27 protein-coding genes and 1 tRNA gene are annotated in these 26746 nt (G+C 49.2%); 13 read left to right on the top strand and 15 right to left on the bottom strand.

Annotated features, from left to right (window positions below; translation table 11 throughout):
* The first annotated feature begins 293 nt into the window (after positions 1-293).
* A complete protein-coding gene (locus tag IEY24_RS03705) occupies positions 294-710 on the top strand; it encodes a 6-pyruvoyl trahydropterin synthase family protein (RefSeq protein ID WP_188928769.1) in 417 nt (138 codons plus the stop codon).
* Positions 670-1359, top strand: coding sequence for a GTP cyclohydrolase I FolE (gene folE / locus IEY24_RS03710; RefSeq protein WP_188928771.1), 690 nt, complete (start codon positions 670-672; stop codon positions 1357-1359). The genes IEY24_RS03705 and folE overlap by 41 nt, the downstream gene beginning before the upstream one ends.
* Before the next feature lie 99 nt (positions 1360-1458).
* Here the strand turns inward: folE and IEY24_RS03715 are convergent, their stop codons facing one another.
* Both IEY24_RS03715 and IEY24_RS03720 read right to left on the bottom strand, forming a co-directional pair.
* Positions 1459-2382 carry a sugar phosphate isomerase/epimerase family protein gene (locus IEY24_RS03715; RefSeq protein ID WP_188928773.1) on the bottom strand — a complete coding sequence of 308 codons (924 nt, stop codon included), beginning with the start codon at positions 2380-2382 and terminating at the stop codon, positions 1459-1461.
* A 25-nt stretch (positions 2383-2407) separates the two neighbouring features.
* Positions 2408-3421, bottom strand: a complete 1014-nt coding sequence (locus IEY24_RS03720) for a cation diffusion facilitator family transporter (RefSeq protein WP_188928775.1) — start codon at positions 3419-3421, stop codon at positions 2408-2410.
* A 38-nt stretch (positions 3422-3459) separates the two neighbouring features.
* On the opposite strand from IEY24_RS03720, the gene IEY24_RS03725 reads away from it, so the two are divergent.
* Both IEY24_RS03725 and IEY24_RS03730 read left to right on the top strand, forming a co-directional pair.
* Positions 3460-4014 (top strand): NUDIX domain-containing protein, encoded by a 555-nt coding sequence (locus IEY24_RS03725; RefSeq protein ID WP_188928776.1) that lies wholly within the window; start codon positions 3460-3462, stop codon positions 4012-4014.
* Position 4015: 1 nt separating this feature from the next.
* Positions 4016-4630, top strand: a complete 615-nt coding sequence (locus tag IEY24_RS03730; RefSeq protein ID WP_188928778.1) for a LysE family translocator — start codon at positions 4016-4018, stop codon at positions 4628-4630.
* 3 nt (positions 4631-4633) lie between these two features.
* Here the strand turns inward: IEY24_RS03730 and IEY24_RS03735 are convergent, their stop codons facing one another.
* Together IEY24_RS03735 and surE are read right to left on the bottom strand one after the other, a co-directional pair.
* Positions 4634-6202, bottom strand: a complete 1569-nt coding sequence (locus IEY24_RS03735) for a GH3 family acyl-acid amido synthetase (RefSeq protein WP_188928780.1) — start codon at positions 6200-6202, stop codon at positions 4634-4636.
* A 14-nt stretch (positions 6203-6216) separates the two neighbouring features.
* Positions 6217-6984: a 5'/3'-nucleotidase SurE gene (surE, locus tag IEY24_RS03740; protein ID WP_188928783.1), complete on the bottom strand. Its 768-nt coding sequence runs from the start codon at positions 6982-6984 to the stop codon at positions 6217-6219.
* A 119-nt stretch (positions 6985-7103) separates the two neighbouring features.
* Here surE and IEY24_RS03745 point away from each other — a divergent pair, with 119 nt between their 5' ends.
* On the top strand, positions 7104-7598 hold the full coding sequence (locus IEY24_RS03745) for a GNAT family N-acetyltransferase (RefSeq protein ID WP_188928784.1): 495 nt from the start codon (positions 7104-7106) through the stop codon (positions 7596-7598).
* 5 nt (positions 7599-7603) lie between these two features.
* Here the strand turns inward: IEY24_RS03745 and trhO are convergent, their stop codons facing one another.
* Positions 7604-8590, bottom strand: coding sequence for an oxygen-dependent tRNA uridine(34) hydroxylase TrhO (gene trhO, locus IEY24_RS03750; protein WP_188928787.1), 987 nt, complete (start codon positions 8588-8590; stop codon positions 7604-7606).
* 235 nt (positions 8591-8825) lie between these two features.
* On the opposite strand from trhO, the gene IEY24_RS03755 reads away from it, so the two are divergent.
* Entirely contained in the window at positions 8826-9440 is a 615-nt protein-coding gene (locus IEY24_RS03755; protein WP_188928789.1) for a deoxynucleoside kinase, read from the top strand.
* A 9-nt stretch (positions 9441-9449) separates the two neighbouring features.
* On the opposite strand, the gene IEY24_RS03760 is transcribed toward IEY24_RS03755, so the two are convergent.
* The 3 genes from IEY24_RS03760 to IEY24_RS03770 form a co-directional block, all read right to left on the bottom strand.
* On the bottom strand, positions 9450-9914 hold the full coding sequence (locus IEY24_RS03760; protein ID WP_188928791.1) for a hypothetical protein: 465 nt from the start codon (positions 9912-9914) through the stop codon (positions 9450-9452).
* 254 nt (positions 9915-10168) lie between these two features.
* Positions 10169-10250, bottom strand: a tRNA-Leu gene (locus IEY24_RS03765).
* A gap of 285 nt (positions 10251-10535) precedes the next feature.
* Positions 10536-12212 carry a PLP-dependent transferase gene (locus tag IEY24_RS03770; RefSeq protein WP_188928793.1) on the bottom strand — a complete coding sequence of 559 codons (1677 nt, stop codon included), beginning with the start codon at positions 12210-12212 and terminating at the stop codon, positions 10536-10538.
* A gap of 515 nt (positions 12213-12727) precedes the next feature.
* On the opposite strand from IEY24_RS03770, the gene IEY24_RS03775 reads away from it, so the two are divergent.
* Together IEY24_RS03775 and IEY24_RS03780 are read left to right on the top strand one after the other, a co-directional pair.
* Positions 12728-14467, top strand: a complete 1740-nt coding sequence (locus tag IEY24_RS03775; RefSeq protein WP_229221279.1) for a T9SS type B sorting domain-containing protein — start codon at positions 12728-12730, stop codon at positions 14465-14467.
* Between the two features lie 88 nt (positions 14468-14555).
* Positions 14556-15110, top strand: a complete 555-nt coding sequence (locus IEY24_RS03780) for a dihydrofolate reductase family protein (RefSeq protein ID WP_188928796.1) — start codon at positions 14556-14558, stop codon at positions 15108-15110.
* A gap of 21 nt (positions 15111-15131) precedes the next feature.
* On the opposite strand, the gene IEY24_RS03785 is transcribed toward IEY24_RS03780, so the two are convergent.
* A complete protein-coding gene (locus IEY24_RS03785; protein ID WP_188928798.1) occupies positions 15132-15410 on the bottom strand; it encodes an aldo-keto reductase family protein in 279 nt (92 codons plus the stop codon).
* Positions 15411-15709: 299 nt separating this feature from the next.
* On the opposite strand from IEY24_RS03785, the gene IEY24_RS03790 reads away from it, so the two are divergent.
* A complete protein-coding gene (locus IEY24_RS03790; RefSeq protein WP_188928800.1) occupies positions 15710-16063 on the top strand; it encodes a YciI family protein in 354 nt (117 codons plus the stop codon).
* Positions 16053-17279, top strand: coding sequence for an RNA polymerase sigma factor (locus IEY24_RS03795; protein ID WP_188928802.1), 1227 nt, complete (start codon positions 16053-16055; stop codon positions 17277-17279). The genes IEY24_RS03790 and IEY24_RS03795 overlap by 11 nt, the downstream gene beginning before the upstream one ends.
* Positions 17280-17296: 17 nt before the next feature.
* Here the strand turns inward: IEY24_RS03795 and IEY24_RS03800 are convergent, their stop codons facing one another.
* Positions 17297-18643, bottom strand: coding sequence for a WG repeat-containing protein (locus IEY24_RS03800; protein WP_188928804.1), 1347 nt, complete (start codon positions 18641-18643; stop codon positions 17297-17299).
* Positions 18644-18825: 182 nt separating this feature from the next.
* Between IEY24_RS03800 and IEY24_RS03805 the strand changes: the two genes are divergently transcribed.
* Positions 18826-19989: a DUF3095 domain-containing protein gene (locus tag IEY24_RS03805; RefSeq protein ID WP_188928806.1), complete on the top strand. Its 1164-nt coding sequence runs from the start codon at positions 18826-18828 to the stop codon at positions 19987-19989.
* A gap of 3 nt (positions 19990-19992) precedes the next feature.
* Here IEY24_RS03805 and IEY24_RS03810 read toward each other — a convergent pair whose 3' ends face one another.
* The 4 genes from IEY24_RS03810 to IEY24_RS03825 all read right to left on the bottom strand — a co-directional run bounded on the left by IEY24_RS03810 (position 19993) and on the right by IEY24_RS03825 (position 22603).
* A complete protein-coding gene (locus IEY24_RS03810; protein ID WP_188928809.1) occupies positions 19993-20511 on the bottom strand; it encodes a cupin domain-containing protein in 519 nt (172 codons plus the stop codon).
* A gap of 87 nt (positions 20512-20598) precedes the next feature.
* Positions 20599-21168, bottom strand: a complete 570-nt coding sequence (locus IEY24_RS03815) for a Crp/Fnr family transcriptional regulator (protein ID WP_188928811.1) — start codon at positions 21166-21168, stop codon at positions 20599-20601.
* Positions 21169-21212: 44 nt separating this feature from the next.
* Complete coding sequence (locus IEY24_RS03820; protein ID WP_188928813.1) at positions 21213-22040, bottom strand: DCC1-like thiol-disulfide oxidoreductase family protein; 828 nt, start codon at positions 22038-22040, stop codon at positions 21213-21215.
* Between the two features lie 56 nt (positions 22041-22096).
* Positions 22097-22603, bottom strand: a complete 507-nt coding sequence (locus IEY24_RS03825; protein ID WP_188928814.1) for a GbsR/MarR family transcriptional regulator — start codon at positions 22601-22603, stop codon at positions 22097-22099.
* A 169-nt stretch (positions 22604-22772) separates the two neighbouring features.
* Here IEY24_RS03825 and IEY24_RS03830 point away from each other — a divergent pair, with 169 nt between their 5' ends.
* Complete coding sequence (locus IEY24_RS03830) at positions 22773-23951, top strand: PQQ-dependent sugar dehydrogenase (protein WP_188928816.1); 1179 nt, start codon at positions 22773-22775, stop codon at positions 23949-23951.
* 24 nt (positions 23952-23975) lie between these two features.
* Here the strand turns inward: IEY24_RS03830 and IEY24_RS03835 are convergent, their stop codons facing one another.
* Positions 23976-25901, bottom strand: a complete 1926-nt coding sequence (locus IEY24_RS03835; RefSeq protein ID WP_188928818.1) for a pectinesterase family protein — start codon at positions 25899-25901, stop codon at positions 23976-23978.
* 129 nt (positions 25902-26030) lie between these two features.
* Between IEY24_RS03835 and IEY24_RS03840 the strand changes: the two genes are divergently transcribed.
* Positions 26031-26702, top strand: coding sequence for a CAP domain-containing protein (locus IEY24_RS03840; RefSeq protein WP_188928821.1), 672 nt, complete (start codon positions 26031-26033; stop codon positions 26700-26702).
* Positions 26703-26746: the final 44 nt, after the last annotated feature.

The raw sequence follows: 26746 nt of genomic DNA on the forward strand, positions 1-26746 counted from the left end.
TGAAAGTTTGCGGCACGGATAGTAGAAGATTATTTGGTCTTATCCGGTCCGGGGCTGCAATTTACACGCAAAACCCAGATTTTTAAATTTTTTTATTAATTAAAAATTGACATTGCGGACGCTTTGCGATAACACGAAATAGGAACGCAGTGAACAATTTGCTAGCTTACAGCGTTTACCCAAAGCAAGAGACTCCTGAGAGCGACTCACAGCATGCTCGGACCCTTAAATGTGTTGGACACAAACTTTGTTACGACATTTAAGGCAAACTAAAATTTTAAGTGGTTTAAAATATGGTGCAAAAGGTGGCGGTGTTCCGCAAGGAGCATTTCAATGCAGCCCATCGTCTTCATAATCCGGAATGGTCGGAGAAAAAGAACGGGGAGGTTTTCGGAAAGTGCAACAATCCCAACTTTCACGGACACAACTATGAACTGATCGTGCAGGTAACGGGTCCGGTTGACCCCGAAACAGGCTATGTGATGGACATGAAAGTGTTGAGCGCCATATTGAAGGAATCCGTTATCGACCGGTTTGACCACCGGAACCTGAATCTCGACGTTGATGAATTCAAAACCCTTAATCCGACCGCGGAAAATATCGCGATCGTTATTTATTCAATTATAAGACCCCAAATAGAAGCAGGTCTTGACCTGAAAATCAGATTGTATGAAACAGAACGGAATTTTGTCGAGTATCCAGTCCAGTGAAGCTTTGGACATCGAGGAGGTTGGTGACGATCATTTGTTTTCAGGAATAGAGACTCCCCTTCGTAAGGACGCGTTCGCGATGGAGGACGAGCTTAAAATGGAGCTTATAGAGAAGCATTTTCGCCACATTATGGAGATCATGGGTCTGGATATGACCGACGACAGCCTTAAAGGCACGCCAAAGCGGGTTGCGAAAATGTATATTAAAGAAGTTTTCAGCGGTTTGGATCCCAAGAACAAACCGGCCATCGCGCTCTTTGATAATAAGTATAAATACAACCAAATGCTGGTTGAGAAGGACATTACCGTGTTTTCGAACTGCGAACACCACTTTGTTCCGATTTACGGCAAAGCGCACGTTGCGTATATTTCGAGCGGGAAGGTGATCGGCTTGTCGAAACTGAACCGCATCGTCGAATATTATGCTAAACGCCCGCAGGTGCAGGAAAGGCTGACCGTTCAAATCGCCAATGAATTGAAGCAGGCGTTGCAAACCGAGGATGTTGCCGTGGTAATCGACGCGCAACACATGTGCGTACAGTCACGAGGGATACGCGATTCCGGTAGCTCGACCGTTACCGCTTATTATGGCGGTAAGTTCGAGGAGGAGATGACCAAGAAAGAATTTTTGAGCTACCTCGGAATGTAATCCCCAAAGCAATATCTGACTATAAATGACAACACCTGACAAATAGCTTGTCAGGTGTTGTCATTTTGGTCAAGTTGTCACTTGTTGCTCCGGATGCGGTTATACGGTCGGTCCAACACGCTCCAACAAGGCCTTTGTCGCCTTGATACCGTCATATTCCGAAAGCTTGCTTCCTTCATATTCGATACCTGCGATGCCTTTGAAGCCGCTATCCTTCACCACTTTGAGGATTTTAGTGTAATCAGTTTCGATACAGTTGCCTTTTTCATCGAAATCGTAAGTTTTCGCGCTCACACCTTTTGCAAAAGGCATCAGTTCCTGTGTTCCCAGGTAGCGGTCGTAGGACTCCGCGCAGCCATCGGCCGAACGTTTGATACAGAAATTACCGAAATCCGGCAGCGTACCTACATTTTTCATGTTCACTTGCTTCATCACGCCCGACAACCATTTGCCGTTTGAAGAAGAACCACCGTGGTTTTCGACGATTACATTAATGCCGGTTTTGGAAGCAAATTCGCCCAGTTTACCCAAGCCTTCCACCGCTGCTTTTGCGATTTCTTCGTCGGAACCTTTACCGAATGCATTCACGCGGATGGTTTTGCAACCCAGGTATTTGGCAGCTTCTACCCATTTGTAGTGGTTTTCAACCGCTTTGTTACGTACCGCCGCGTCTAGCTCGCCCAGCCCGCCTTCGCCGTCGATCATGATCAGGTTGTTGGTCACGCCGTTGTCTTTCGCTCTTTTCAGAAGCTCGGCGAGGTAGGTTTTGTCTTCTGCTTTGTCTTTGAAGAACTGGTTTACGTATTCTACGATAGAGATACCAAACTCTTTTTTAGCCAGCTCAGGGAAATCCAGGTTGGTGAGTTTTTTCGCGAAAAGAGCCTTGTGCAGCGACCATTCGGCCAGTGAAATGTCAAACCAGAGTTTTTTTGCAGCCGGGTCGGCGAACAGATCAGTGAATGCGGTGGCAGCAAGCGCAGTGGCTCCGGCCTTTTTAAGGAAATCGCGACGAGAAAAGTCCATGATTGGTTAGAATTTAGATTAATTATTATTCCTGAATATTGATTCTGGCTTCGCGGTACAGCTTCTCGTTTTTGGTGAGCTTGGCTGCGTCCCATTCGATGTCCTGCACGAATTCGTGTTGGCGGACGGGACAATTGTCGATCCTGCAAAAGTAGCAACATTGGTATATGCACGGATCGGCGTGCACGAAAATTTCAGTTTCTCCCGGCTGCGAGCCTTTCAGAATATTCTCGAAGTCGTGGATTGTCTCGTGTACCTTTTGTAATTCCCAGTAATAGGGTAGTGTCAAATGGCAGTCGATATGCAAATCGGAACCGTATTGCTGGGCGCGGAGGTTATGGACGTCGATCCATTCGTCCTTTTTGTTTTCATTTAAAACATGGATCACTTTGTCCAGCAGCAGTTCGTCGCTAGCATCCATGAGCCCGGCGACCGATCTGCCGACCAGCTGAGACCCGCTATAAGCCAAGAAAATGCCAAAAAGGAGGGAAGCAACGCTGTCGATCCAGACGTAGCCGGTTAGCATGATTAACCCGACACTTAAAATAAGCACCACACTACTGATGCTATCGGACATTAAGTGTTTTCCATCCGCGACCAAAGCGAGCGAATTCGCCCGGCGGCCTTCCGTCAGCAGTTTATAGCCGATGGCGGTGTTGACAAAGATCGTGAAAATGATAAAGACCGAACCTTGCGCCAGGTTCTCGATCGGCGAGGGATCCATAAGCCTTTTCACAGCCTCCACGACAATAAATATCGAAGCGATGATGATCAACGCGCCCTCGAAGCCCGCCGAGAAAAATTCGACTTTGCCGTGGCCGTAAGGGTGGTTCCGGTCTTTGGGTTGGGACGAAAGATAGATGCTGTAGAACGCAAAACCACTGGCGATTACGTTGATAATCGATTCGAGCGCGTCACTCAGAATGGCGTTCGAAGAGGTGAGGTAGAATGCAAAAAACTTCAATCCTGTCAACAGGATGCTGGCTACAAAAGACAGCATGATGAGACGTTGTTTAAGCTTATTTTGGTTTATTTGCATTTGAGATTTGTCAATGAGGAGCCAAAAATACTAAGAAAATGCGGGTTATATCCACTGAAAATAACTGGAAAACACTATCGTCTGAAACCGTGTATGAGAATGCCTGGCTGGAACTCAGTCACCGTGACGTGATTAACCCCTCCGGCAATAAAGGCATTTACGGTGTGGTTAAGTTTAAAAATCAGGCGATAGGGGTGATCCCGGTGGATAGCGACAACAATATTTACCTCGTTGGCCAATACCGTTACGCGATCGATGAGTATTCCTGGGAAATCCCCGAAGGCGGCGGCGCGCTTAACGCCGACCCGCTCGACGCTGCTAAGCGTGAACTGAAAGAAGAAACCGGTCTTTTGGCTAACAAATGGACCAGACTCTCCCGCATTCATACATCCAACTCGGCAACTAACGAAGAAGGGTTCCTGTTCATTGCCGAAGAACTCACACAAGACCAGGCCGAGCCCGAAGATACGGAGGATTTACAGGTATGGAAGCTGCCTTTAAAAGATGCAGTAGAAATGGTCATGCGATCCGAAATTACCGATTCACTTTCGGTAGCGGCCATATTGATGACTGCCAGACTGAAAGGTATCTGATATGCTGCAAGCGCTACTTTACGGGACGCTGACGGGCGTCGCATTGTGTCTTACTTTTGGCACCGTTTTCTTTTCATTAGTACAAAACAGCGTCGATAACGGTTACCGGACTGGTGTCAAGATCGCACTGGGCGTATTTGTGTGCGATATTATCTTCGTTTTCTTCGCCATTTTCGGCACGGCTTTGCTGCCCGATATCCCCAATTTTCAGCAATGGATGGCCGGCGCCGGGGTTGTCTTTCTGACTGCATTAGGTTTGAGCAATATCATCAAAGGACAGCCTCAGATAGCAGAACCGCAGACGCGTTTTGGGAATTTTCTATATTATTTTACAACCGGCTTCCTGTTGAATGGCCTGAATCCGGTGAATTTTATCAGCTGGGTAACTATCGCCTCGTACATCCGCACGAACCTGCATTATGACCTGAACCAGGTACTGCTGTTTTTTACGGCGAGTGTAATTGCCGTATTTTTGGTTGAGAGCGCTATCGCAGTCTTCGCGCACAGGCTGAAAAGGGTTTTTACGCCCAAAGTGGTCACTATATTTAACAAAGTGACAGGCGTGGTTTTCATTCTCATCGCCTGTCAGATTGCTTATACCAATTTTTTGAAGTAGCGGCTATTCTTTAATATAACCTTCGGCTTTCAGGAAGTTTTGCCACTCACCGATCAGGTCTTTCTTGAAAACGCGGGGAAATTTGTTTTGTCCGCCGAGCTTGCCTTTGGATTCCATCCAGTGGTAGAATGCCTGATTGGGCAGCACGGTCACGAATATTTCTTTCAATGCGTGACGGCGCTCTACTGCGTAATCGTCGTTCAGTTCCGAAAGCTTCGCATCGATTTTTTGTTTTAGAATTTCAGCGTCCACATCGGACTCTTCCACACCTACATACCAATGGTGTGCAAATAAAGTGCCGTGCTCAATGCCGCAGACCGTGAATTCCTTCACCGTCAACCCCATTTCATCGGAAACCAGGTCAATCGCCTTATTCATATTATCGACCGAAAGGTGCTCGCCGCAAAGGCTGAGATAATGCTTCGTTCGGCCGGTGATCACTATCTCTCCGCGCGATTTGTCCACGAATTTCAGCGTATCGCCGATCAGGTAGCGCCAGGCACCGGAGCAGGTCGAGAGCAGCAATGCATATTCTTTCCCTTCTTCCACCTGATCGATCATCAGCGTCTCCGGGTCATCGAGCATTACACCGTCTGAATCGAAGTTTTTAGGGGTGAAAGGGATGAATTCGAAGAATATGCCGTTGTCGCACACCAACTCCATTCCTGCCGCACCCGGCCGCGACTGGTAGGCGATAAAGCCTTCGGAAGCCAGGTAGGTATTGATGTAGGTCATCGGTTTACCCAAAAGCTTCTCGAAACCTTTGCGGTAGGGTTCGAAAGAAACGCCCCCATGTGCAAAAACCTGCAAGTTGGGCCATATTTCATGGATGTTCTTCACATTGTAATGCGCGATGATCTTCTCGAAAAGCAACTGGATCCACGCGGGTACACCTACCACGAACCCAATGTCCCATTCGCTCGCGACGCGGGTGATTTCTTCCAGTTTCAAACCCCAGTCGCGCTGCGCGGCGATTTTCTGGCCGGGCTTGTAATAGGGGCGGAACCAGCGCGGGATTTGCTGGATCTGAATACCACTTAAATCACCTGCCAGACTGCCGGTATCGTGCGGATTCAAATTTGTGCTTCCGCTAAGCATCAGGAAACCCTTTTCGTACAGATCCGGCGGAAGATCTTTGTAATGGCCTAATGACAGAATCTGACGGATACTGGTCTTCTGAATGGCTTTTGTCATTGCTTTGGTAACCGGGATCTGCTTGGAAGCAGCCTCCGAGGTTCCCGAACTTAATGCATAGTATTTCACCGTTCCCGGCCAGCACACGTCATTTTCGCCTTCGAGCGATTTGTGCCACCACTCGTTGAATATCTTGTTATAGTCGTAAACTGGCACGGTACGCTTATAAAGCTCGTAAAATGCGCCTTTTTCACCGAAAAGAATAGAAGAAAGCAGCTCGTCGAAGTTGTATTTCTCGCCGAACTCGGTATATCTGGCCTTGGCCAGCAATTTGGCCAGGGTTTTCTTTTGCTGCTGATGTAAACTTGCCTTGCGGCGGTTGGCAACGATGTTGCTGAAATGGATGCCTTTCTTTAATAAACTGCCTACTAATGCCATAGCTGTTGGTTAAATTACAAATCCCAGGTCGATAGCTTTTTCAACGCTTCATACTCTGTCAGATCATATTGACATGGCACCACTGAAATATAGTTGTTATCCAGTGCCCAGACATCGGTATCTTCTTTTTCTGTATCGAAATTGACAAACTCTCCGGCCATCCAAAGGTAGCCGCGACCGTTCGGGTCGACGCGGTAGTCGAATTTCTCCTGCCATTTGGCATGCGCCTGGCGGCAAACTTTGACGCCCTTCAATGCCAGATCAGTTTTTGCCGGAATGTTCACATTCAAAGCAATCCCGTTTGGAATACCATTTTTTAAAGCTTCCTCGGTAATAGACTTGATGAAGGGCACTGCGTGACTGAAATCCGCATCCTCCCTGAAATCACAAAGCGAAAAACCGATGGCCGGAATGCCTTCGATGGCCGCTTCGATCGCTGCCGACATCGTGCCGGAATATAGCACGCTGATCGAACTGTTGCTACCGTGGTTGATCCCGCTCACCACGAGGTCGGGCTTGCGGTCGCGCAACACGTAGTTTTTCGCCAGCTTCACACAGTCGGCCGGCGTTCCCGAGCATTCGTATTCCGTTATATCATCAAAAATATGGGTGGAATATAGCCTGAGCGGTTCACCGATGGTAATGGCATGGCCCATTCCGGATTGCGGGCTATTGGGAGCGACCACGATCACTTCGCCCAGCGTCTGCATAATTTCAACCAGTGTTCGGATTCCTTTTGACGTTATTCCGTCATCATTAGTAACTAAAATGAGGGGTTTCATATATTTCTACTGATCGGGTGCTTAGCTGCTTCTTGCGATCTCGTCTGCCGGCTCAGTAACATGGTTTTTTAGTGAATAAATATTTAATTGCGCTCTTCAAGCTGTCAAATTTAAGCAATATGCCTTCATTCGCAACACTACAAGCCTCGGTCAGGGACATTCCGACCATCATCGAAATCCAGGAAGAAACATGGGAACCGACTTACCGTGACATCCTTAGCAAGGAGCAGATCGATTTTATGTTCGAAAAAATATATTCTCCGGAATCCCTCACGCAACAGATGCAATCGGGCCAGCAGTTCATGATCCTGCTGAGTGACCAAACCTCGGTCGGCTTTTCGTCGGTGTCGGAAGAGCAGCCCGGGAAGTTCAAATTACATAAAATATATGTGCTTCCCGCCACACAGGGGACCGGCGCTGGTAAATACCTTTTGCACGAAACAGAAAATTACGTGAAGTCGGTGGGAGGAACGGTGCTGTCGCTGAATGTCAACCGCTACAATAAGGCTCGGGCATTCTACGAAAAAATGGGTTTCCGCGTCGTGGACGAGCAGGATATTCCCATCGGGCCCTACTGGATGAACGATTATATCCTCGAAAAAGCATTGAACTGAACCGGCTATGCCGATTCAGTTTTCAACGCGAGTTTCATTTTTTTGATATTCTTCTGCTGGCTTTTCAGGCCTTGTAACGGATTGTAGTTGTTGCTGTTGACCACGTAGTAACCTGTTCCGTCGTAGGTGCGTTTGCCGGGGTGCGATTTGCATTCCGCTGAGCATGTGCCCTCCATTTCCCAGCCACATTTTTCGCAAATGGGCAGATGGTTGTTACATTCGGCATTGGCGCAATTCACCATGCGGTCGCAGGGCTCCTCGCAAATGTGGCATTTGGAGATCACCGTCGGGTTTACGCTGTTCACGTCTACGGTAATGCGGTTGTCGAACACGTAGCATTTGCCATCGAAGTTCTCGCCGCCTTCCTCAAGGCCGTAGCGTATAATGCCGCCGTGTAGCTGGTAAACATCCGTAAAGCCCTGGTCGAGCAGGTAAGCACTGGCCTTCTCGCATTTGATACCTCCCGTGCAATAGGTTACTACCTTTTTGTCTTTCAAATGGGCGATCTCATGCACGTGGTCTGGCAGCTCGCGCAGGTTATGCATATCGAAGGTGATAGCACCCTTAAACTTGCCCACTTCGTGTTCGTAATCCGAGCGCATATCCACGAGCACCACATCCGGGTCGTTCAGCAGCTTCTTGAAATCGGCAGGTTCGAGGTGCTTGCCCGTGCGAACGAGCGGGTTGACGGGGAGGTCGGAGTTCACGATCTCCTCCTTCACACGCACATGCAGTTTTTGAAAAGCAATGTGGTCCGACTCCTCTACTTTAAACTGAACGCCCGCGAATCGTGCATCCGAACGTACGTAGTTCATATATGCCTCGCATTGCTCGGGCGTGCCCGAAACAGTGCCGTTCAGACCTTCCGGCGCCACGATAATGCGGCCCAGCAGGTTGTTTTCTACACAAAACAGGTGATGCTCGTCGCGGTAGGCGTCCGGGTCCGCGATCGTCGTATAATAATAATATAGGATAACCTTGTAAGGTTTCATCGATTGTCGATTAAGTATTCCAAAAGAGAAAGACCTGAGATTCCGCTCCGGAGCGCCGGGCTGCCGCAGCGCCGGCTGCCGGATAGCAGCTCTTTTCTCTAAATCAGCCGCAAATATACGAATAATGCAAGTTTTAAGAAAATGCCGAAAATCAGTTTTGTAGCTGAGCGCTTATCCGTTGAAATACATATTTTTGTACGCACTCGTTCATTCACTCAACTTATCCTATCTCCTTATGCACATCGCTATTATTGGTAATATCGGCGCAGGTAAAACCACTTTGACCCAAATGCTGGGCGATTATTTCAAATGGGAAGTGATGTTCGAGGCGGTGGAAGGGAATCCGTATCTGGCTGATTTTTATCAGGATATGGAACGCTGGGCGTTCAACCTGCAAATCTATTTTCTGAACAACCGTTTCGCACAGGTTCAAAAAATCCGCGAAACGACTTATTCGACGATCGTTCAGGACCGGACTATTTTTGAAGACGCCTACATTTTTGCCCGCAACCTATATGAGTCGGGTGTGCTCGTAGAACGCGATTACCAGACCTACCTGCTGCTTTTCGAATCCATTATTCGCACCGTATCCCAGCCCGATTTAATGATTTACCTCAAAGCGGACATTCCCAAGCTCGTGTCGCAGATTAAAAAGCGTGGCCGCGAGTTTGAGTCGGACATTTCGGTTGATTACCTCAAAAACCTCAATCACTATTACGACGATTTTGTGCACAACTATGAAGACGGCAAGATCCTTGAAATAGACGTCAATAACATGGATTTCGCCTCGAATCCAGCAGATTTCGACTACATTGTTTCTTTGCTGAACAAGGAGCTGTTCTACGTATAGGGGGAGGCATTAATACATGCAGGCGATCGCCTTGTTCAGCAATGCATTTTTTGGGGCGTCGAGATTGAATACCTTCTTGTCTTCGGGAAGCAGTATCTCAATCTTCGTGGCGCTTTTCATCCTTTCGAGTTCTTTGGGAGTAATAGGCGAGGCGAGGACGAAAATCGGGTGCCAATTGCTGCGGTCGTTGGCAGCTGCATAGAGCGAAAAATGCCCCGGAGGCGCCCAAAACCTGATTTCGATAAACATCTGGGTATAGTAGACCAGCCCGATTTTTTCATTATGGTAGCTGAGAATACGTTCTTCTCCCGTGCGTGTGAGCGTCAGGTATTCCTTCTTGTCGGCAAGCTGGATCGTGTGATAATGTACTTTCTTGTGATTCGATGGGCTGATCGTTTCCCGGCATTGGGCAAAACAATGATTCCTGCCAGCCACCAGCAAACCAACCATACCAAGCAGGAAAGTAAATTTCATGCAGAGGGCATAATTCAACACTTTCTTATATCGGGGTTATTCAAACGTTTGTAAAGATAATCGCCTGATAAGTAGAATGCAACATGATCAGGGGAAAGTTGTATTTCGAGGAAAACTTATGCTTGACGGATGGGGGTATTTTCTATTTGACTCGAAAAGTATGTGACGGATACTGAGAACCGGAAATGGAGCTGGGAAGGAGCCGAAAAGGCATAAAAAAAGTGCGTTGGTTATTCCAAACGCACTTTTAAACGTGACCAGAAGGAGAGTCGAACTCCTATACCCGAAGGCACTACCCCCTCAAAGTAGCGTGTCTACCAATTCCACCACCTGGCCGTCTATCGTGATGCAAAAGTAGTATTTAAAAGATACGGCGCAACAGTTATACCCCGATTTTTTTGAGAAAATATCGCGAATTGCGCATGAAAACCTTCGTATTTGCGCAATTTGGTCGTAGTTTCGCGGCTCCAAAACGAGCTAGTGTTCGGCAGATCAGCGTGTTCAGCCATTCCGGAAAAATGGCTTCGAGATATTGAAAATTTTAGATTTAGTAATTAGCATAAAAGCCCTGGCGTCGATCCAAGGCTTTTTATGTTTATTAGCGTCATGTGAAATCCGATACTAGGTCGACAATGGCCGTCCAGCAGGAATATTGATCCGCTGGCGGTTGTTGGGGAAGGTCGCTTTTTTAGCGGTAAACTTCGCATTGACATATTCCACCATATCGATCTCGCCGGTAATGGTGTCACCCGACAGTTTTCCGTGGAATGTCATCGTCAGATTGTCGCCCGGTACGCTAAACCGGCTCTGAAAGCGTACTTCATCGCCATCGATGTTACCGAAGAGCTCACGTGTAGCGAATTCGCCGTTGTGCGTTCCGTACAGGTAGTTTCCGTCCTGTTTTTCGATGATAAAACTATGCTTGCTGGTGCTGGTGTAGAATTCGATTGTCACATCCCAACGGCCGGAGATTTCGGCGGCCGGGGCTTTCATAGAAGCTTCCGCTTTGGGTGCGCTGCGTTTACGGGTGAGGATCTCATGCACGCGTTCGGCCACGATCTTATCGTTGCCCGGGCCCATCATATAAGCAGCGATCGTGATGGACGTCGTAGGAGGGCCTGATTGAGCCGATGCCTGGCCTCTGCGGTAGCCGGTTCCTACCGCCACACGCGGCTTGGTGGTTTGCAGTTCGTCGGCCACTTCCTGTCCCGTTATATTGAGTTTGGTAGGGTCCCAGGTAATCGTCAGCGTTGGCGTTGCATTGTCTAACGCACCTTCTTTGGGTTCGCGAATCTCCACTTGGGCGCTTGGGATACCACTCATTTTTTTGGAAATCGTGTCGAGCCACGACACCCAGGTCCTCATTTCCGCTTTGTGGTCACGCGTCGCCCACGCTTCAACGGCCGCGAGCATACCTATCATTTCTTCGCGACCTACTTTATTATTGCGGCAAGGCCCGTGGTGCGGTGCGCTGGCCTGCCATGCCGACATCAGAACGTCCTTGCTTCCCAGCATCAGACCTGCGCATTGCGGTCCGCGAATAACTTTCCCACCACTGTAAGCCACTACGCTGGCGCCGGCTTGCAGGTGGATATTGGGGATCGTCAGACGCTCGGCGGCGGCGTCGACCAGTAATGGTACACCCGCTGGTTTGGCGATATCCGCTACCGCTTTTACTGTCCACGGTTCATCGCCCGGCATCATGTAGATCATCGCCGTGCGTGGGGTGATGGCTTTTTTTAGTTCTTCAATGGTGTCCACGGTAATGATTTTCACACCCACATTGCGGATCGCGTGGTCGTATACGTTGCGCGAGGAGCGTGGAATAATCACCTCCGTTTTTTCAAAGCCTTCCAGATTTGGAATACGGATAAGCTTTTCGGGGTTGCCACCCGCGATAATGCCTGCCGTCACCTCGTTCATCCCTGCTGCGCAACCCGATGATACCATGCCCCATTCCGAGCCGACGATCTCGGAAAGGCGCTGGCCTACGCCAAATGCAAGTTCGTCGATCTGTACATTATACTGGCATGCATATTCCATTGCCTGACGCACTTCCGGCAGTTCGATGGACGCGCCGATAATGGTAAATGTCCCCCGGCAATTGATGATCGGCTCCACACCGATGGACTGATAGATTTGCGGTCCGGCTTTCAACGGACCCGGTGCCGACACGGCTGCCGAAGCCTTCTGAAACCATTTCGGTTTGCTGCTTTCGGCAAAGGCGGCCGATGTGCTCAGAACGCCTCCCGCGAGCGGGATCATGGTGAGTTCTTTGAGAATTTCTCTGCGTTTCATTGATGTTAAGGTATATGGGGGTTTTGAATGGTTAAAGGGCTTTGTAAGGAAACTTCGTCGGACGCAGTCAGGTCTTGTCAGACATTGTCAGGTGTTGTGATAAGGATGCCCGATTTGGTTGGGAATACCCTTTTTTGTTGAATAATATCTTAATTCAGGCCCTCCTTGTCCCTGGCTTGCAGCCGAACGCTTCTGACGAGGCAGGCTGATAGGCTCCACGCGTGCATTGAGCATGCAGGTATAATACGGTTGCAAACAGGCTGCATATATAAGTATAAGATGAGGACAACTATTTGAAAGCTACCCCCTCATCCTACGCCTGTAAATATTTTCAACGATGTAAGCACGCGGATAAAAGCAGTGACGATGTTGCTTTTACGCTGGTAACCAGCTCGAAACACCGGATTTTTTTTCCGGTCGCATTTGACTAGCACGTAATGCAAAAACATTGCCCTTGTCACGCAACGGCTGTGATTATTAAAGCGTAAAATATTTGCAAAGAACCCCGGACCCTTATGATGCATATTTTACTTTTAACCATCATTTCCTGCCTTTTCTTACAAGTGGCCAATGCGCAAGTGGATTGCAGTAACGTGGGCTTCGAGCAGGGGAATGCCAACGGCTGGGTGCTTACCTACGGGACTGTTACCGACGCTAACCAGCAAACCGTTTTCCAGTCGGAACAGAACGGCACGCAGAACAACGAACATTATATTACCAGCCTTTCCGATGGCAATGACCCGAAGATATCATCGATCCCGATGGTTGCTCCCGGCAGTACGCACTCCATCCGGATCGGCAATGTCAATGAGGGAGGGCATTTCAGCCGCATTCACACCGAATATACTGTAACGGCAGATAACACGCTTTTTCAATATAAGTTCGCCGTCATTTTGCAGAATACCGGTGTCGATGGCAGGGCTAATCATGCACCCTATCAAAAGCCTGGGTTTAATATCCTGATATTCGATAGCAACGGCGAAGAACTGCCTTGCAGTAGTTACGATATTCAACTCGAAGGTACCAACACAGTGGAGGGCTTTCAGGCCTCGGGCGATATTCAATACCGCAACTGGACGGTTGGCGCCATCGATTTGCGCGATTTTGTGGGGAAGAAGCTGACGATCGTTGTGACCGCCCACGGGTGTACGCGCATGAGACATTTCGGCTATGCTTATTTCGATGCCGAATGCCTGAAATCGGAGATTAGACAGGTGGCAGATTGCCCTGATGCCGACGGCTACATTACGCTGGCAGCGCCGGAGGGATTCGGGAAATATAGTTGGAATAATGGCGAAATCTCGCAACAGATCCGAGCGAAGGCTAGTGTGGGTGATAAGTTTCACGTAGAGATGGTGCCGCGCGGCAGTCTGGATGAGTCGTGTGCATTGGGGCTTGATTTTACGGTCGGCTTTAAAAAGAAAACGGCCGTTCTGGCGCAATCCATTTGCGATGGCGAGGCCTTCGCATTAGGCGATACCTTGCTGAAAACGAGCGGTACCTATGTGCGGAATGTGAGCAAAAGCAATATGTGCGACAGTACCGTAACCCTGACGCTCACCGTGAACCCGGTAGGGAAATTTATACAACACCTGCGCATTTGTGAAGGCGAAAGCGTGCACGTGGGCGACAGCACCTACACGCTTCCCGGAACTTACATCCAGCATATCCCGCAGACAACTGGCTGCGACAGCGTCGTCACAACCGTCCTAGAGGTGATCAGGATCGATCTCTCGATGACGCCCACGCTTTCTATCACACAAGGCGACAGTGTGCATGTAGAGCCAATCATTGAACCTTCGGGTAGCTATGCCTACCACTGGGACCAGTCCGGCCTTTCCTGCTCGGACTGCCCTGATCCCTGGGCATCCCCGGGGCAATCGACATTGTATCAGCTGGATGTGTCGGACCCGGATAAGGTATGTATGAGGCAGGCGCGCGTGCAGGTGTACGTGAAGCCCTGCGGCATCGAAATACCCGACGCATTTTCGCCCAATAACGACCAGTTGAATGAAATTTTCTACGTGTACGGCAATGCCTGTGTGAGGCAGGTGAGGGAAATGTTCATTTACAACCGGTGGGGCGAAGTGATTTACCAAAAATCCAATTTTGCTGCTTCGGATCCTTCGGCGGGCTGGGATGGGTCCTATCACGGCCAGAAGACGGCGCCGGGCGTTTATCCGTACAAAATCAGGGTAGAACTGACTAACGGGTCGTTTTTGAGTTATAAGGGCGTTGTGAATCTGCTGCGTTGAGAAAAAAAGTGACGCCCCTGTCCTGTTTCAAGATTCCCGTTTGTAATGGGGGTAGTTGAAATAGTATTTATCTCAAAAACAGAACATCATGGGAAAGCTCATTGCCTACAATTTCACGACACTCAACGGTTACTTCAAAGGCGTCGACAACTATATCAGCTGGCACCGGCATGGCGAAGAGGAAAATGGGTTTGCCGCCGATAACCTCGAAGCGAAAGCAACCCTGCTATTCGGCCGGGTAACCTACGAAATGATGGCAGGTTTCTGGCCGACGTCAATCGCTGCTGACAATATGCCGGAAGTCGCCAAAGGCATGAACGAAGCCGAAAAGATCGTCTTTTCAACTACCCTTGAAAACGTCGATTGGGAAAACACCACGCTCGTCAAAGGTGATCTGATAGAAGCCGTTCGGAAACTGAAAGCCATTCCCGGAAAAGTCATGACCATCCTGGGCAGCGGCAGTATCATTACGCAGCTCGCGGAAGCGCGCCTGATCGACGAGTATCAGTTCATGATCGATCCCGTCGCCATCGGCAAAGGCACGCCTTCATTCCAGGGACTTACGCAGAAGTTGGATTTGAAACTGACTGCCCACCGGGTGTTCGAAAGCGGGGTGGTGCTGCTGAGTTATGAAGCGAGTTGAAATGCACTGTAGCACTGTATTTCAGGATGGCTGGCCGTTGTGATAAGGAATAGCCTTGATAAGCCGGATATTGTTGTATTCGGGTATAGTCACTATATTTTCTTTTGGCACAATCCCTCTTTGAATCCAATTTGTAACAGTCTGTGTGTTAGAGATATTGAATCGCTTGCAATACTCAGAGATGGTAACCCATTGATCCATCGGGTACTGAATCCCTTTGTATTCGCAATAGTCTTTTAATGCCTGTTTGCTGTCTGCCAGTAGCTTTTCGAGCTCTGATTGGTTTGTTTCTGTCGTCATGATTTCTAATCTGGATTAATCAGTATCACCATTACCATCTTCATTCAGCACTTCTTGAATTAGCGCAATGATGTCGAGCACGTCATCCAATTCCTTTTGAGTCAACGAATCCTGTCGGTCTCGAAGATATTGTCGAAGCGCTGCCAACTGCATACGGAGGTGGAATTCTTGCATTATGATAATGTGTGTATTAGTGTTTAAAGTTAAGACTTGTTTCGTTACGAATCAAATTGTATTTTAAGGGTAATGTCTTAGAATTTATTGGAATATTTATTTTCACAATTAAATCTAAAAACACCATGGAAGAATACCTCATTCTGATGCGCCTCGACCTTCTGACAAAGGACGCGCAGCCTTCTCCTGAACAAATGCAGGAATATATGAAGCAATACCACCACTGGGTCAACAGCATTGTAATGGAGGGGAAGTTTGCGGGAGGGAAAGGGCTTTCTACGGAAGGTAAGGTGTTGAAAAGCAACAATGTAGTGACGGATGGGCCCTATGCCGAGACGAAGGAGTCGCTGGCGGGCTTTATCGTGATCCGGGCGGAGAGTTTTGAGGATGCTGTGCGGCTGGCGGGGCAATGCCCGATCCTGAATGGCGAAGGGAATAGCGTAGAGGTACGAAAAATCGTTTCAGTACATGAACAGTGAGCCGCTGATCCCGCATTTGTTTAGGACGGAGTACCGGAAGATCGTTTCAGTGCTCTGCAGGCATTTCGGGTTCAGGGAAATAGAGGTGGCCGAGGATATTGCTAGCGATACGTTTCTGGTAGCAACGCAGGCCTGGGGCATCGAAGGGCCGCCGCCGAACCCGGCAGGCTGGTTGTATAACACGGCAAAAAATAAGGCGAAAAATTACCTGCACCGACATTCTGTTTATGAAGAGAAGGTTTTGCCGGAAATTCAGGCCGGCCTGGACGCAGATTTAACGTTCGACATCGACCTCACTCCCGCGAACATCACCGATAGCCAATTGCAGATGCTGTTTGCAGTGTGCCATCCGGCGATATCGGACGAATCCCAGGTGGGACTGGCGTTGCGGATACTTTGCGGATTTGGTATTCAGGAGATTGCCGATGCATTTCTGACGACCAAAGAGGTAATCAATAAACGATTAACCAGAGCAAAAGAACGGCTTCGGGAGGCGGATATCCGGATCGAAATGCCCGGCCCGGCAGATATGGGCAGGCGGTTGGAACCGGTGTTGACTGCCATTTATTTACTATTCAATGAAGGTTACTATTCGGTAAGTCAGGACCGTACCCTTCGGAAGGATGTTTGTATGGAAGCAATGCGGCTTTGCACAATGCTGGTTGAAAACAATGCTACCAACAAGCCGCAGGTCAATGCGCTGTTGGCCATGATGTGTTTTCATGCCTCGCGTTTCGACGCGCGTACCGACGCTTCCGGTGCGCTTGTGATGTACGAAGAACAGGATCCGGGGTTGTGGAATGTTGATTTGATCAGAAACGGTGTTGTTTTCCTGCAATGCGCGGCGAAGGGCGATACGGTCTCTAGATACCACCTTGAAGCAGGCATCGCGTACTGGCATACGCAGAAGGAAGACAGCCATGAAAAATGGAGCAATATCATCTATTATTATGACCAACTGCTGAGCCTCTGTTATTCGCCGATCGCAGCGCTCAATCGGGCATTTGCACTGTCCAAAGTCAAAGGGAAAGCCGAAGCAATCCGCCAAACGGAGGCACTGGCGCTCGAAGGCAATCATTTTTATTTCGCATTGCTGGGCGAACTCTATGACGGAATCAACCAGAAAAAAGCATTGGACAACCTCGAAAATGCACTACGACTCGCCAGAACAGCCGCTGATCAGCAGGCTATCCGCAAGCGGATTGCGGCATTGTGAAACAAATCGAGCCTATACTATTTCGTCGTTTTCTTTACCAAACGCCTTTTTAACACTCTTTGGTAAAACAGATTATTCAGCCAGACGAAAATAAGCACCCCGATAATGATAAAAACGGCATTCAATTTGTAGGAAAAGCCTGCAAATTTTTCCTTGCCATCCAGCGAGAGCTCGAAACGGAGCCAGGAACGTTCAACAGTAGTGGTGAGGTTGTCGAAAGGAAGCGCTTCGTCGTAAATGATTTCGGTGATGAAATGGCCCGTAGTATCCATATAGCCATACTTATCATCGATGCGGATCATCGAAATGCCGTGGTTGTAATAGGACGCAAAATCGTATTTCAACGGGGTCCGCACTTTGCCCGACTTATCGATATGCCCGAACTTGCCATTGATGGCGACGGCAGAACGGTTTTCGGCAGTGAAACCGGTAGCCTCGTCATATAAATGTTGGATATGCAGCTTGCCGGTTTTGTCTATACAACCCCATTTGCCATTTTTCTTAACCCAAAATAAACCATTGGTGGGCTTGCGGGTGTCGGTATACTCGAAAGGAACGATGAGATCGCCGGTGAATGGACTGATATAACCGTACTTATCGCCATATTGTACACGCTCCATGCCCTGGCCGGAATATTTATATTCGGGATCGATGTCGTCTAGGGCTACCGGCACTTTCAGCATCATGTTTTTATCAATAATGCCGAACTTGCCTTTGTAATTGAAGTGGTAAATAAATTTTGCGGCTTTAATCTCCTTTTCTATAAAGCGGCTGAAATTGAAATTCAGTATGTGAAAGTCCGTCGGTCTTGCTATCCACCAGAGTACATCCTCTTTCGTGTCGTGGTTGCAGAGGAAATCGATATCCGAATCCTTGATCAGGTAGTCTTTAGAATAATGGTGAATGGGTATTCGGTAAAGCTCTTTTCCGGTGAGGTCGATGTACGATAATCCGTAATGCTTGCCAGACGGGTATATAACCCAGGTTTTGCCGTCACGGAACCGGTCTGTGGAGGTATATTTGGGTTCGATTACAATTTTTCCGCGCTTGTCGATGAAGCCGTGCAGGCCTTGGCCTTCCGCATTGAGTTCCAACGGCACGAATTCAGCAACGCCTTCGGCAAAGTCGCCGATATCGCGGTAGGCGGGTGTGAGCTTTCGACCGCTCTTGTCGGTAATGAAGGTCTCGTATGAACGGCAAGGGATGCTCACCTTCTTGACAACGTAGATGTCGTCATATTCCCGGTATTCATTATATTCTTTCAGCCATGCTTTGTTGCCTGCGGGTGTTATCTGAGCCGGGGCCCAGGCCGATTGCAATAAGAATAACAGGAGTGTAAGATGATTAAAAGTCGGTCGAAGCATTCAAAAAACGCAGGTTTCAGGTTAGTCGCTGCCATTACCGCATCATATTGGCATGGCCGGGAACGCGGCAGGTATTCAATTTCAGCCTGCAAAAAACAAAAACTTGACAGGATTATCGATTTTCCAAGGGGTAATTATTTGAGAAAATAGGTTTAAATTAACCTCGAACTTATACAAAAACCATGTCGCTGGCCCGGAACGAACAGTTTTATTCGCGTTTGCCTGCAAACCATATTTCGCTGGGCGAACTGCTTACCGAAGAGCACCTCTTTTACAATGTGCCCGAGTCGTGGCATGTGGTGGTTACCGACATCCGGAATTCGACCGGCGCCGTGGCGGGCGGGATGCACGAGACGGTCAATCTGATCGCGACGGGCAGTATCGTGAGTGTGCTCAACATCGCATTCAAGGCGGGCATTACCGTTCCATTCTTTTTTGGCGGCGACGGCGCCACATTCATCGTGCCGCCATTGATTGCGGACGCGGCCATGCGTGCCTTGGCAGTTTTTAGGAAGAATACAAAGGAGAATTTCGAGCTGGACCTCCGCATTGGCATCGTTGCGGTGAGCGAAATTTACGCGAAAGAATTTGAGCTGAAACTCAGCAAACTTAGAGTATCCGGCGCGTTTTCGATTCCCGTCATATTAGGCGACGGACTGTATTGTGCCGAAAAACTCATCAAAGGAGAGCATTATCGGTTCGACTATGAACCCAACCCGGAAGACGAGCTCGACCTGAGCGGTATGCAATGCCGCTGGGACAAGATCGGCCCGCCGGAATTGAACCAGGAAGTGGTAACGTTGCTCGTAATCGTACCAGCGGGAAAAAAGCAGGCCGCATTGTTTGCGAAGGTCATGGAACACGTTGACGGCATTTATGGCCCCTACCCACGGCGGCAACCTATCTCAGTTGCCAGGCTGATCTGGCGGACTACTTTCAAAAAGATGGAAATGGAGATGCGGGTCAGGGAGGGGAGCACGAGCATCCTCGGTCTGGCAGCATCTTGGATTGCCTGGCTTTTCGGTTACGTATACTTCCGGACGTCACACGGAAGAAATTACCTGAACAGTCTGGTCGAAATGTCGGATACGCTGGTCATAGACGGGAAAATCAACACGGTGATTACCGGTACGCCCGAGCAGCGGGCGCAGCTTCAAAACGCCCTCGACGTCATGGAAGCAGCGCGGGAGATCCATTACGGATTGCACGTGAGTAGCGAATCCGTAATGTCGTGCTACGTCCATGACCTCAAAGACGGCCATATCCATTTCATCGATGGCGCAGAAGGTGGCTATACCAAAGCGGCAGGAATGCTGAAACAGAAATTGCGGAATGCGGGCGTTTAGAGGCTATTGTGGGGGCCCGACGGGCAGCATGTTCTGCACATCTACGGGGAAACTGTCGTATTTCTGATACAATTTCAGGTATTTTGCCGCGTCGATCACGGGCTCGGTCAATATCGATTTTAGTCCGTAGAAAAACCCTTCCCGCTGCTGGCCGGGGTTGAAGATCAGGTTGATAACAACATCGTCGCCCGACTGATTGGAAAACCCGTGCGCAGTCATGCGCGGCACGTACACGACTGCGCCCTCTTGCGCAAGGACCGGGCCGTCGGCCAGGTCGATCGTCAGCGTGCCTTTGCGGACGATAAATGTCTCGTCCATAAAACGGTGGTAATGCAATCTCGCGCCGATCGTTGCGGGGGCAAGTTGGATCTCGTAAACACCCAGCTGATCATTGGAGATGTCGCTGGTTACTTTGAACGTGATGCTGTTTCCGCCCATGGTAAGCATTTTGCCCTCACCTGCGGCAAACAGGACGGCTTTGTTTTCCAGTGTATCGGAGAGGAAATCGGTTTTATTTTTCATAGCATTTGTCATTGTTTTGTTTTGAACAGGACAAATGTCGGATCTGCCGAAACCGAAAACATTTACAAATGTTGAGACTTTAAAAAATTACATTTCCGCGCGGATGCGGCTGAGCTGGGTGGGGGTAATGCCGAGGTACAACGCGATTTCGTGCTGTTTGAGGCGTGGTTCCAGATTGGGGTATTCTTTCAGGAAATTGAGGTAACGCGTTTTTGCATTGTCGTACCGAAAAGAAATTTCCAACGGCTCCTTTTCGATGATCCAGTGCAGTTCCATGTAGCGGATATAGAATGCGGCAAGGTCGCGATGCTTCTCGGTGAGTGTTTTAAAATCGTAGAAATTGTATTCCAATGTCTCAGCAGGTTCGAGCGCCCTGATCGCGAAAATGCTGGGAGAGTTTGTGAGCATAGCGGGTAAAGAACCGGCAAAATAGTTTTCGGGAAAGAACCTTTTGATGACGATGTCCCCCTCCGGCGACGCATAATACTGAGAAAAAAGCCCTTTAACGACAAATGCGACAGTTTTAGGTGTTTGTCCTTCGCGCAAAAAATACTCGCCTCTTGCGTAGGAATGCGGCCGGAGAAGCTGGGTCATATCCTCCATCGCCTCTTCCGAGAGTATGCCATAAGTCCTGAACTTCGCGCGGAACTGTTCCATTGGTATTTTGCTGGATGGGCGAATATAAGTTTCTGCCGCGGATATCAGGATATCAAGTGTATTGAAATTAAAAGGACGATAACGCGGTACAAAACCCAGGTGGCGGTTGGCAAATAGCCTAATCCAAGTAATTTACACCTGCGAAGGTGTTCCCGGATCATCAGGAATAGCACTGGTAAAAAGCATAATCCGGCAATGTACCATCCTGTTCTGAACCAAACGCAAAGGAGGGTGGAAATCAGAAATATTAATGCACCGGCCAGTGAGATGGTCATTAAATTGCCAAGATAATCCCACATTTTGTCCTTCCGGTAAAGAAAAATCACCGAGGCTTGGAGGAGAATATGTCCGGCATTGATGGCCAACTCCCGGCTTATCGCGCCTTCGGGGTAAATTCCCGCCAAAAGCCAAGGGAAAGCGCCCAGTATACAGGACGTTACCACCCATGCAAATACCAGCCACGCAACACGATATTTAATATTGAAAGACGGCTGATACCCAAATTGTTTTTTAGAAACCTGCGCCGGGACGATCACACGGCGGTTGTAGGAAACGAATGCATAAGCTTTGCGGGCCAGCCACAGAAACGGTTTCCAGCCAAGCAACGGCGCAAAGAAAGGCGTGGCGTTCCCGCATACTTTCAGCAGGCTATCGACACCGTAGGTCACTTCACCTGTGGCCTGGTTCACCAGGGCGATTTCGTTGACGGCCCGCTGCCAATCGAGATTGGGGCAGGCTGCATCGGTATATTGCTGGTATGCCTCGCGACCATTGGCGTCCAGCACTCCGGTGCGGACAAATGCGCGGGTGTACAGGTTGCACATCGGACATTCGGCATCGTAAAGAATGAGGTGGTTGTGTAGTGTTTTCATTTGTATTGTATATTTTGAATTTTCAGAAAAAAATGAAAGTTTGCTTCAAAAAAATATTACTTGAACATTTTGAAAATACCACCCCAAAACCAGTTCTCTTCCGCACCGAGCATGGTTTCAAGGGTTTTGTCGACGTTCTTAGCCAGTTTGTTGATGTCCGTAACCGACTTGTTAAATGTGGCGAATTCCGGGTCCCTGTCGTCGCCGGTAACCTTTGACAGCTCATCAAGAACCTTGATAACCGGTTCCAACTCACGCTTGCGACGTTCTTTGGCCACTTGTTTTGCGATGTTCCATACGTCTTTATCGGCAAAGAAGTACTCTTTTCTTTCGCCCGGTTTATGCTGTTTTTCGATCAAACCCCATCCGATCAGGTCGCGGAGGGTCATATTGGCATTACCTCGGGAAATGCGCAATGTTTCCATAATTTCCTCGGTCGTAAGCGGGTCAGGGGAGATCAGAAGCAACGCATGAACCTGGGCCATGGTGCGGTTAATGCCCCATTCAGAACCTAGTTTGCCCCATGATTCGATAAATTTCCTTTTCGCTTCTTCGAGTTCCATATTTCAAAGGTAGCAATGTATTTAAACTTTCAAAACTTTTTGAAAGTTTAAATACTCAACATTGATGTGATGCCGGTTATTACCGCCGCGGGAGTAAATCCGAAATGCATTTGACTTGTAAAGCCGGCAGGAAATCTGCCGGTCCCTTTTACGTCAAATCTGATACGCCATGAAACGTTTCATCCAAAGCAGCCTGGCAGGCTTTGCGCTATTGGTTACCTGTAATGCATCGAGGCCACATGAGCCTCGCCAGGACACAGCGGCGGCCGTGAAGGTCGTGGAGGCTTTCCCCAGGTTGCATTTCAATAATCCTGTCGACCTCACCCATGCGAACGATGGTACGGACCGCCTGTTCGTGCTGGAACACGAAGGAACGATCCGGGTTTTTGAAAACGCGGCAACAACCGGGGCGTCCAAGGAGTTTCTGAATATCAAGAAGCTGGTCAGTTATGGCGGTGAAGCCGGCCTGTTAGGCATCGCTTTTCACCCCGATTATAAGCGTAATGGTTATTTTTTTCTAAACTACACCACCAAGGTTTCAGGAAAGCTGGAAACGGCCATTGTCCGTTATCAGGTGAGTGGCAAGGACCCCAACCGCGCTGACCCGGCCACTGCAACGGTGCTTTTCACATTCGACCAGCCTTACGACAACCATAATGGGGGCGCTGTCAAATTCGGGAAGGACGGCTACCTCTATATTTCGACGGGTGACGGCGGAAGCTGGGGCGACCCAAGCAACAACGGCCAAAACAAAAGTGCCTGGCTGGGCAAGATCCTGAGGGTGGATGTAAACAGCAAAACGAAGGGGAATTATGGAATCCCGGCCGATAACCCGTTTGCGGGGAATAAGGAGGAGTTCAGGGAGGAAGTATATGCCTATGGCTTGCGTAACCCGTGGCGAATCAGTTTCGACGAGACCACCAACACGCTCTGGGCAGGTGATGTAGGGCAAAACAAGCGGGAGGAGATCGATATCATCGTTAAAGGAGGCAACTACGGGTGGCGGTTGAAGGAAAGTGTGGATTGTTACAATCCCAAAAGCGACTGCGGCACCGAGGGGCTTATCGATCCCGTTCTGGACCTGCCGCAGGCTAATGGTGAACACTCCATTACAGGCGGATATGTATACCGCGGCAAAGCGGTGCCGGCGCTGGAAGGCAAATACGTATTCGGAGACTACGTGAGCGGACGGCTTTTTGCTTTGGAAACCAGAGACGGCAAAGCCATACAAAACAGTGTGATTGCCGAAGGGGTAGGGCAAATATCCGCCTTCGGGACCGATCAGTCGAATGAACTTTATATCTGCAATTACACTACCGGCAAGATCATGAAACTGGCCAGGCCCTGACGATTTTCGCAAGATCCGTTAGTGTTATCTGTGCGCGGTGGCAGCCTGGCCGAAAACCCGGTCCAGAAAACCGTGGATGGTGGCCAGCGTAGGTTCGAACCACGGGTCGAAAAACATGAAAGTATGTGGAGCGTCGGCGAAAGTCCGGACTTCGCTGTATGTGCCGAATGTATTCAGCTTTTTGATAAAATCCTCCCTGCCCGCGTGCATACGGTCTACTGAGCTGTTGATAAACAGAAACGGAGGGGTTCTTGCGCTCACGTGCGTAAGAGGAGAGGCTTCATTCCATAAATCGGGCCGCTCGGCTTTGGGATACCCAAACCAATAGGTGGCAGCGGAAATCGATTTAGAATCGTCACCCTCACCCGATTCGGGGTGAATGAAAGCCAGCGTGCCGTCGATGTCGATTACCGCCTGAACGGCGCTGGAAGCGTCTTGTTCGCGGTCTATGCCCTCAAATTTGGGATCGCCATTGGTCGCACCGACAAATGCCGCGAGTTCTCCGCCGGCCGAAAAGCCCAGAATGGCGATGCGGGCTGTATCGATGCCGGGGGCGGTGGAGCGAATCCAGCGTACGGCAGCTTTCAGGTCATGCACTGCGGCAGGGTAGAGGGCGTGGGTGGAGAGGCGGTAATCGGCTGTGATACATACGTACCCTTTGGCTGCCAGCTTGCGCGCGAGCGTGTTGTTGTGCGTGCGGTCGCCCGAGCGCCAGCCTCCGCCATGCACCATCAATACCGCAGGTTGCGGCGTTTTTCCCTTTCTCTTAGGCCTGTAAATGTCCAAAAGCAGCTTTTTCCCGTCAGGCGTCGTGCGGTAAAGTACATTCCTGATGACCTGGATCGAGGCGGGTAGAGTGGAGTCAGCCATGCGGACATTCGGGTGGCGGGTGATCTCGTGCCGGTAGGAGCCTTTCACCGAAAAGCTGGTGTCGGGGATGCCCGAAGGCTGTAAACGCAATTTTTTGCCCGGTACCCAACCGGAAAGAATGTTTTCGAGCGTGTATTTTTCCCTATGGCGCGCAGTGAGCTGTATCGACCACGCTGCTCGCGCGTCCGCATTGGCGCCCGGGCCGGTGCTGTTGTATTCGGCGTAGAATACGGTCTTTTCCTTTTCGGGGAACATATTGTCGCCCTTCCACGGGTCCCAGCCTTCTTTTACGATATGGCTCCCCATTTCCGTGTCGATAAAAACGGTTTTGGCAAACGGCCGCCAAGGCCGGCCCAGGTATACTTTGGTTGCTTCATCGTTGGCCGTTAGTTTACAATTGAAAAAAACATAACCATACGCTTGCTCGCGGGTGGTGGAGGCGGCGGTAATGTACGAGTTGGTGAGGCTACGGATGGTGCAATTCTGAAAAACGGCTGTTGCTTCACCAAAAATGAAATCGGTAGTACCGGTAATGAGACAGTCCTTGTAAAAATTCCTGCCGTCTTTGGAGGTGTACAACGTGTCCTGGTTGCCCAGGATCCGGCAATTGTAGACCTCGATCCGGTCGCCCTCGGTGGCCAGCGCTACGGCCTGGCCGACGCGTCCCGCAGTATTTTCGATGGTAAGGTTTTGCAGGGTGCAGTCGTTGGCTTGCACCAGTACCGTGTAGGATGTGTAGGTACTGAATTTTGCATTGCCTGTAAAATCACGGTTAGGGAAATCCTTGCCAGAATAGTCATTGTTGCTAATAACGGTATGCTCAGCGCTCTCGCCGATAAGCGTAATGTTCTTTTTCCAGGCAGGTATCACGAGCTTTTCGCGATACGTTCCGCTTTTCACGTTTATTGTGGCGCGTACCTGCGAATGGTCGCGCACGGCATTGACGGCCTCCTGGATTGTCCTGAAATCGCCGCTTCCATCCTGTGCGACAGTGAATTGCTGCTCAACGGCTTGTACCTGCGCATAAACGTGCAGGTGGAGGAGCAGCCAGGCCAGCAGGAGACCGATTTTCTTTGACATATTCAACGGGTTTGCTTTTATCAATACAGTCAGCGAAGGTACCGCTACACCGCAAAGTTTTTTTAATATTATTTTATTATTATTTTTCATTTATATTGTTCTAAATGATTGAAATCATTTTACAACCTAATGGAAACCCTGATCGTTTTCGCCCTCTATTTATATTCGCATTTATGGTTTGACCTGCATAAAACGCAGTATTATGCAGTGGAGGAGGGCCGTTTTTTTGCTTTGCCAAAATCGAACGAATTGATCCCGTTGCAAAATCCGGATACATTATTTCTGGATGCGGCTGTCTTTCATGCCAGTAACGAAGTGAGGAGACAGCATGGTTTGCCGGCATTTCAATATGATCCCGGTTTATATCTGGCCTCGTCAGGACATGCCACCTCGATGGTGTACCGCATGTTTTTTAATCATACTAATCCGTACAGTCCCTACGAACGTACCGCTCAGCGGCGGGTTGAATTGTATACTAAAAGATTTAAACGTATCGGCGAAAATATAGGAAAATATCAGACAGTTGTAAGTGGTGATTTCATGATCGCACGATGGAACCGCCGTCAGAACCAATATGAGTTTTTAAATGAAAGCGATAATAAGCCCTGCATTCCGTTCACCTACGCGGCCTATGCAAGATTTGTAGTGGAGCAATGGATGGCTTCGCTGCCGCACCGCAATAATCTGTTGAATCCCGCTTATACTTACCTGGGTTGCGCTGCGAGGTTGTCGCCGGAACCCTATCTGCATAAAAAAGCCCCTTACGCAAGTCTGGTTCAGAACTTCGGCGGCGAGCGTTAAATTTTCTCTTTTCTTCTTTCAAGCCACAATTATATTAAAGAATG

This window comes from Dyadobacter endophyticus, assembly GCF_014641595.1.
Taxonomy (GTDB): domain Bacteria; phylum Bacteroidota; class Bacteroidia; order Cytophagales; family Spirosomataceae; genus Dyadobacter; species Dyadobacter endophyticus.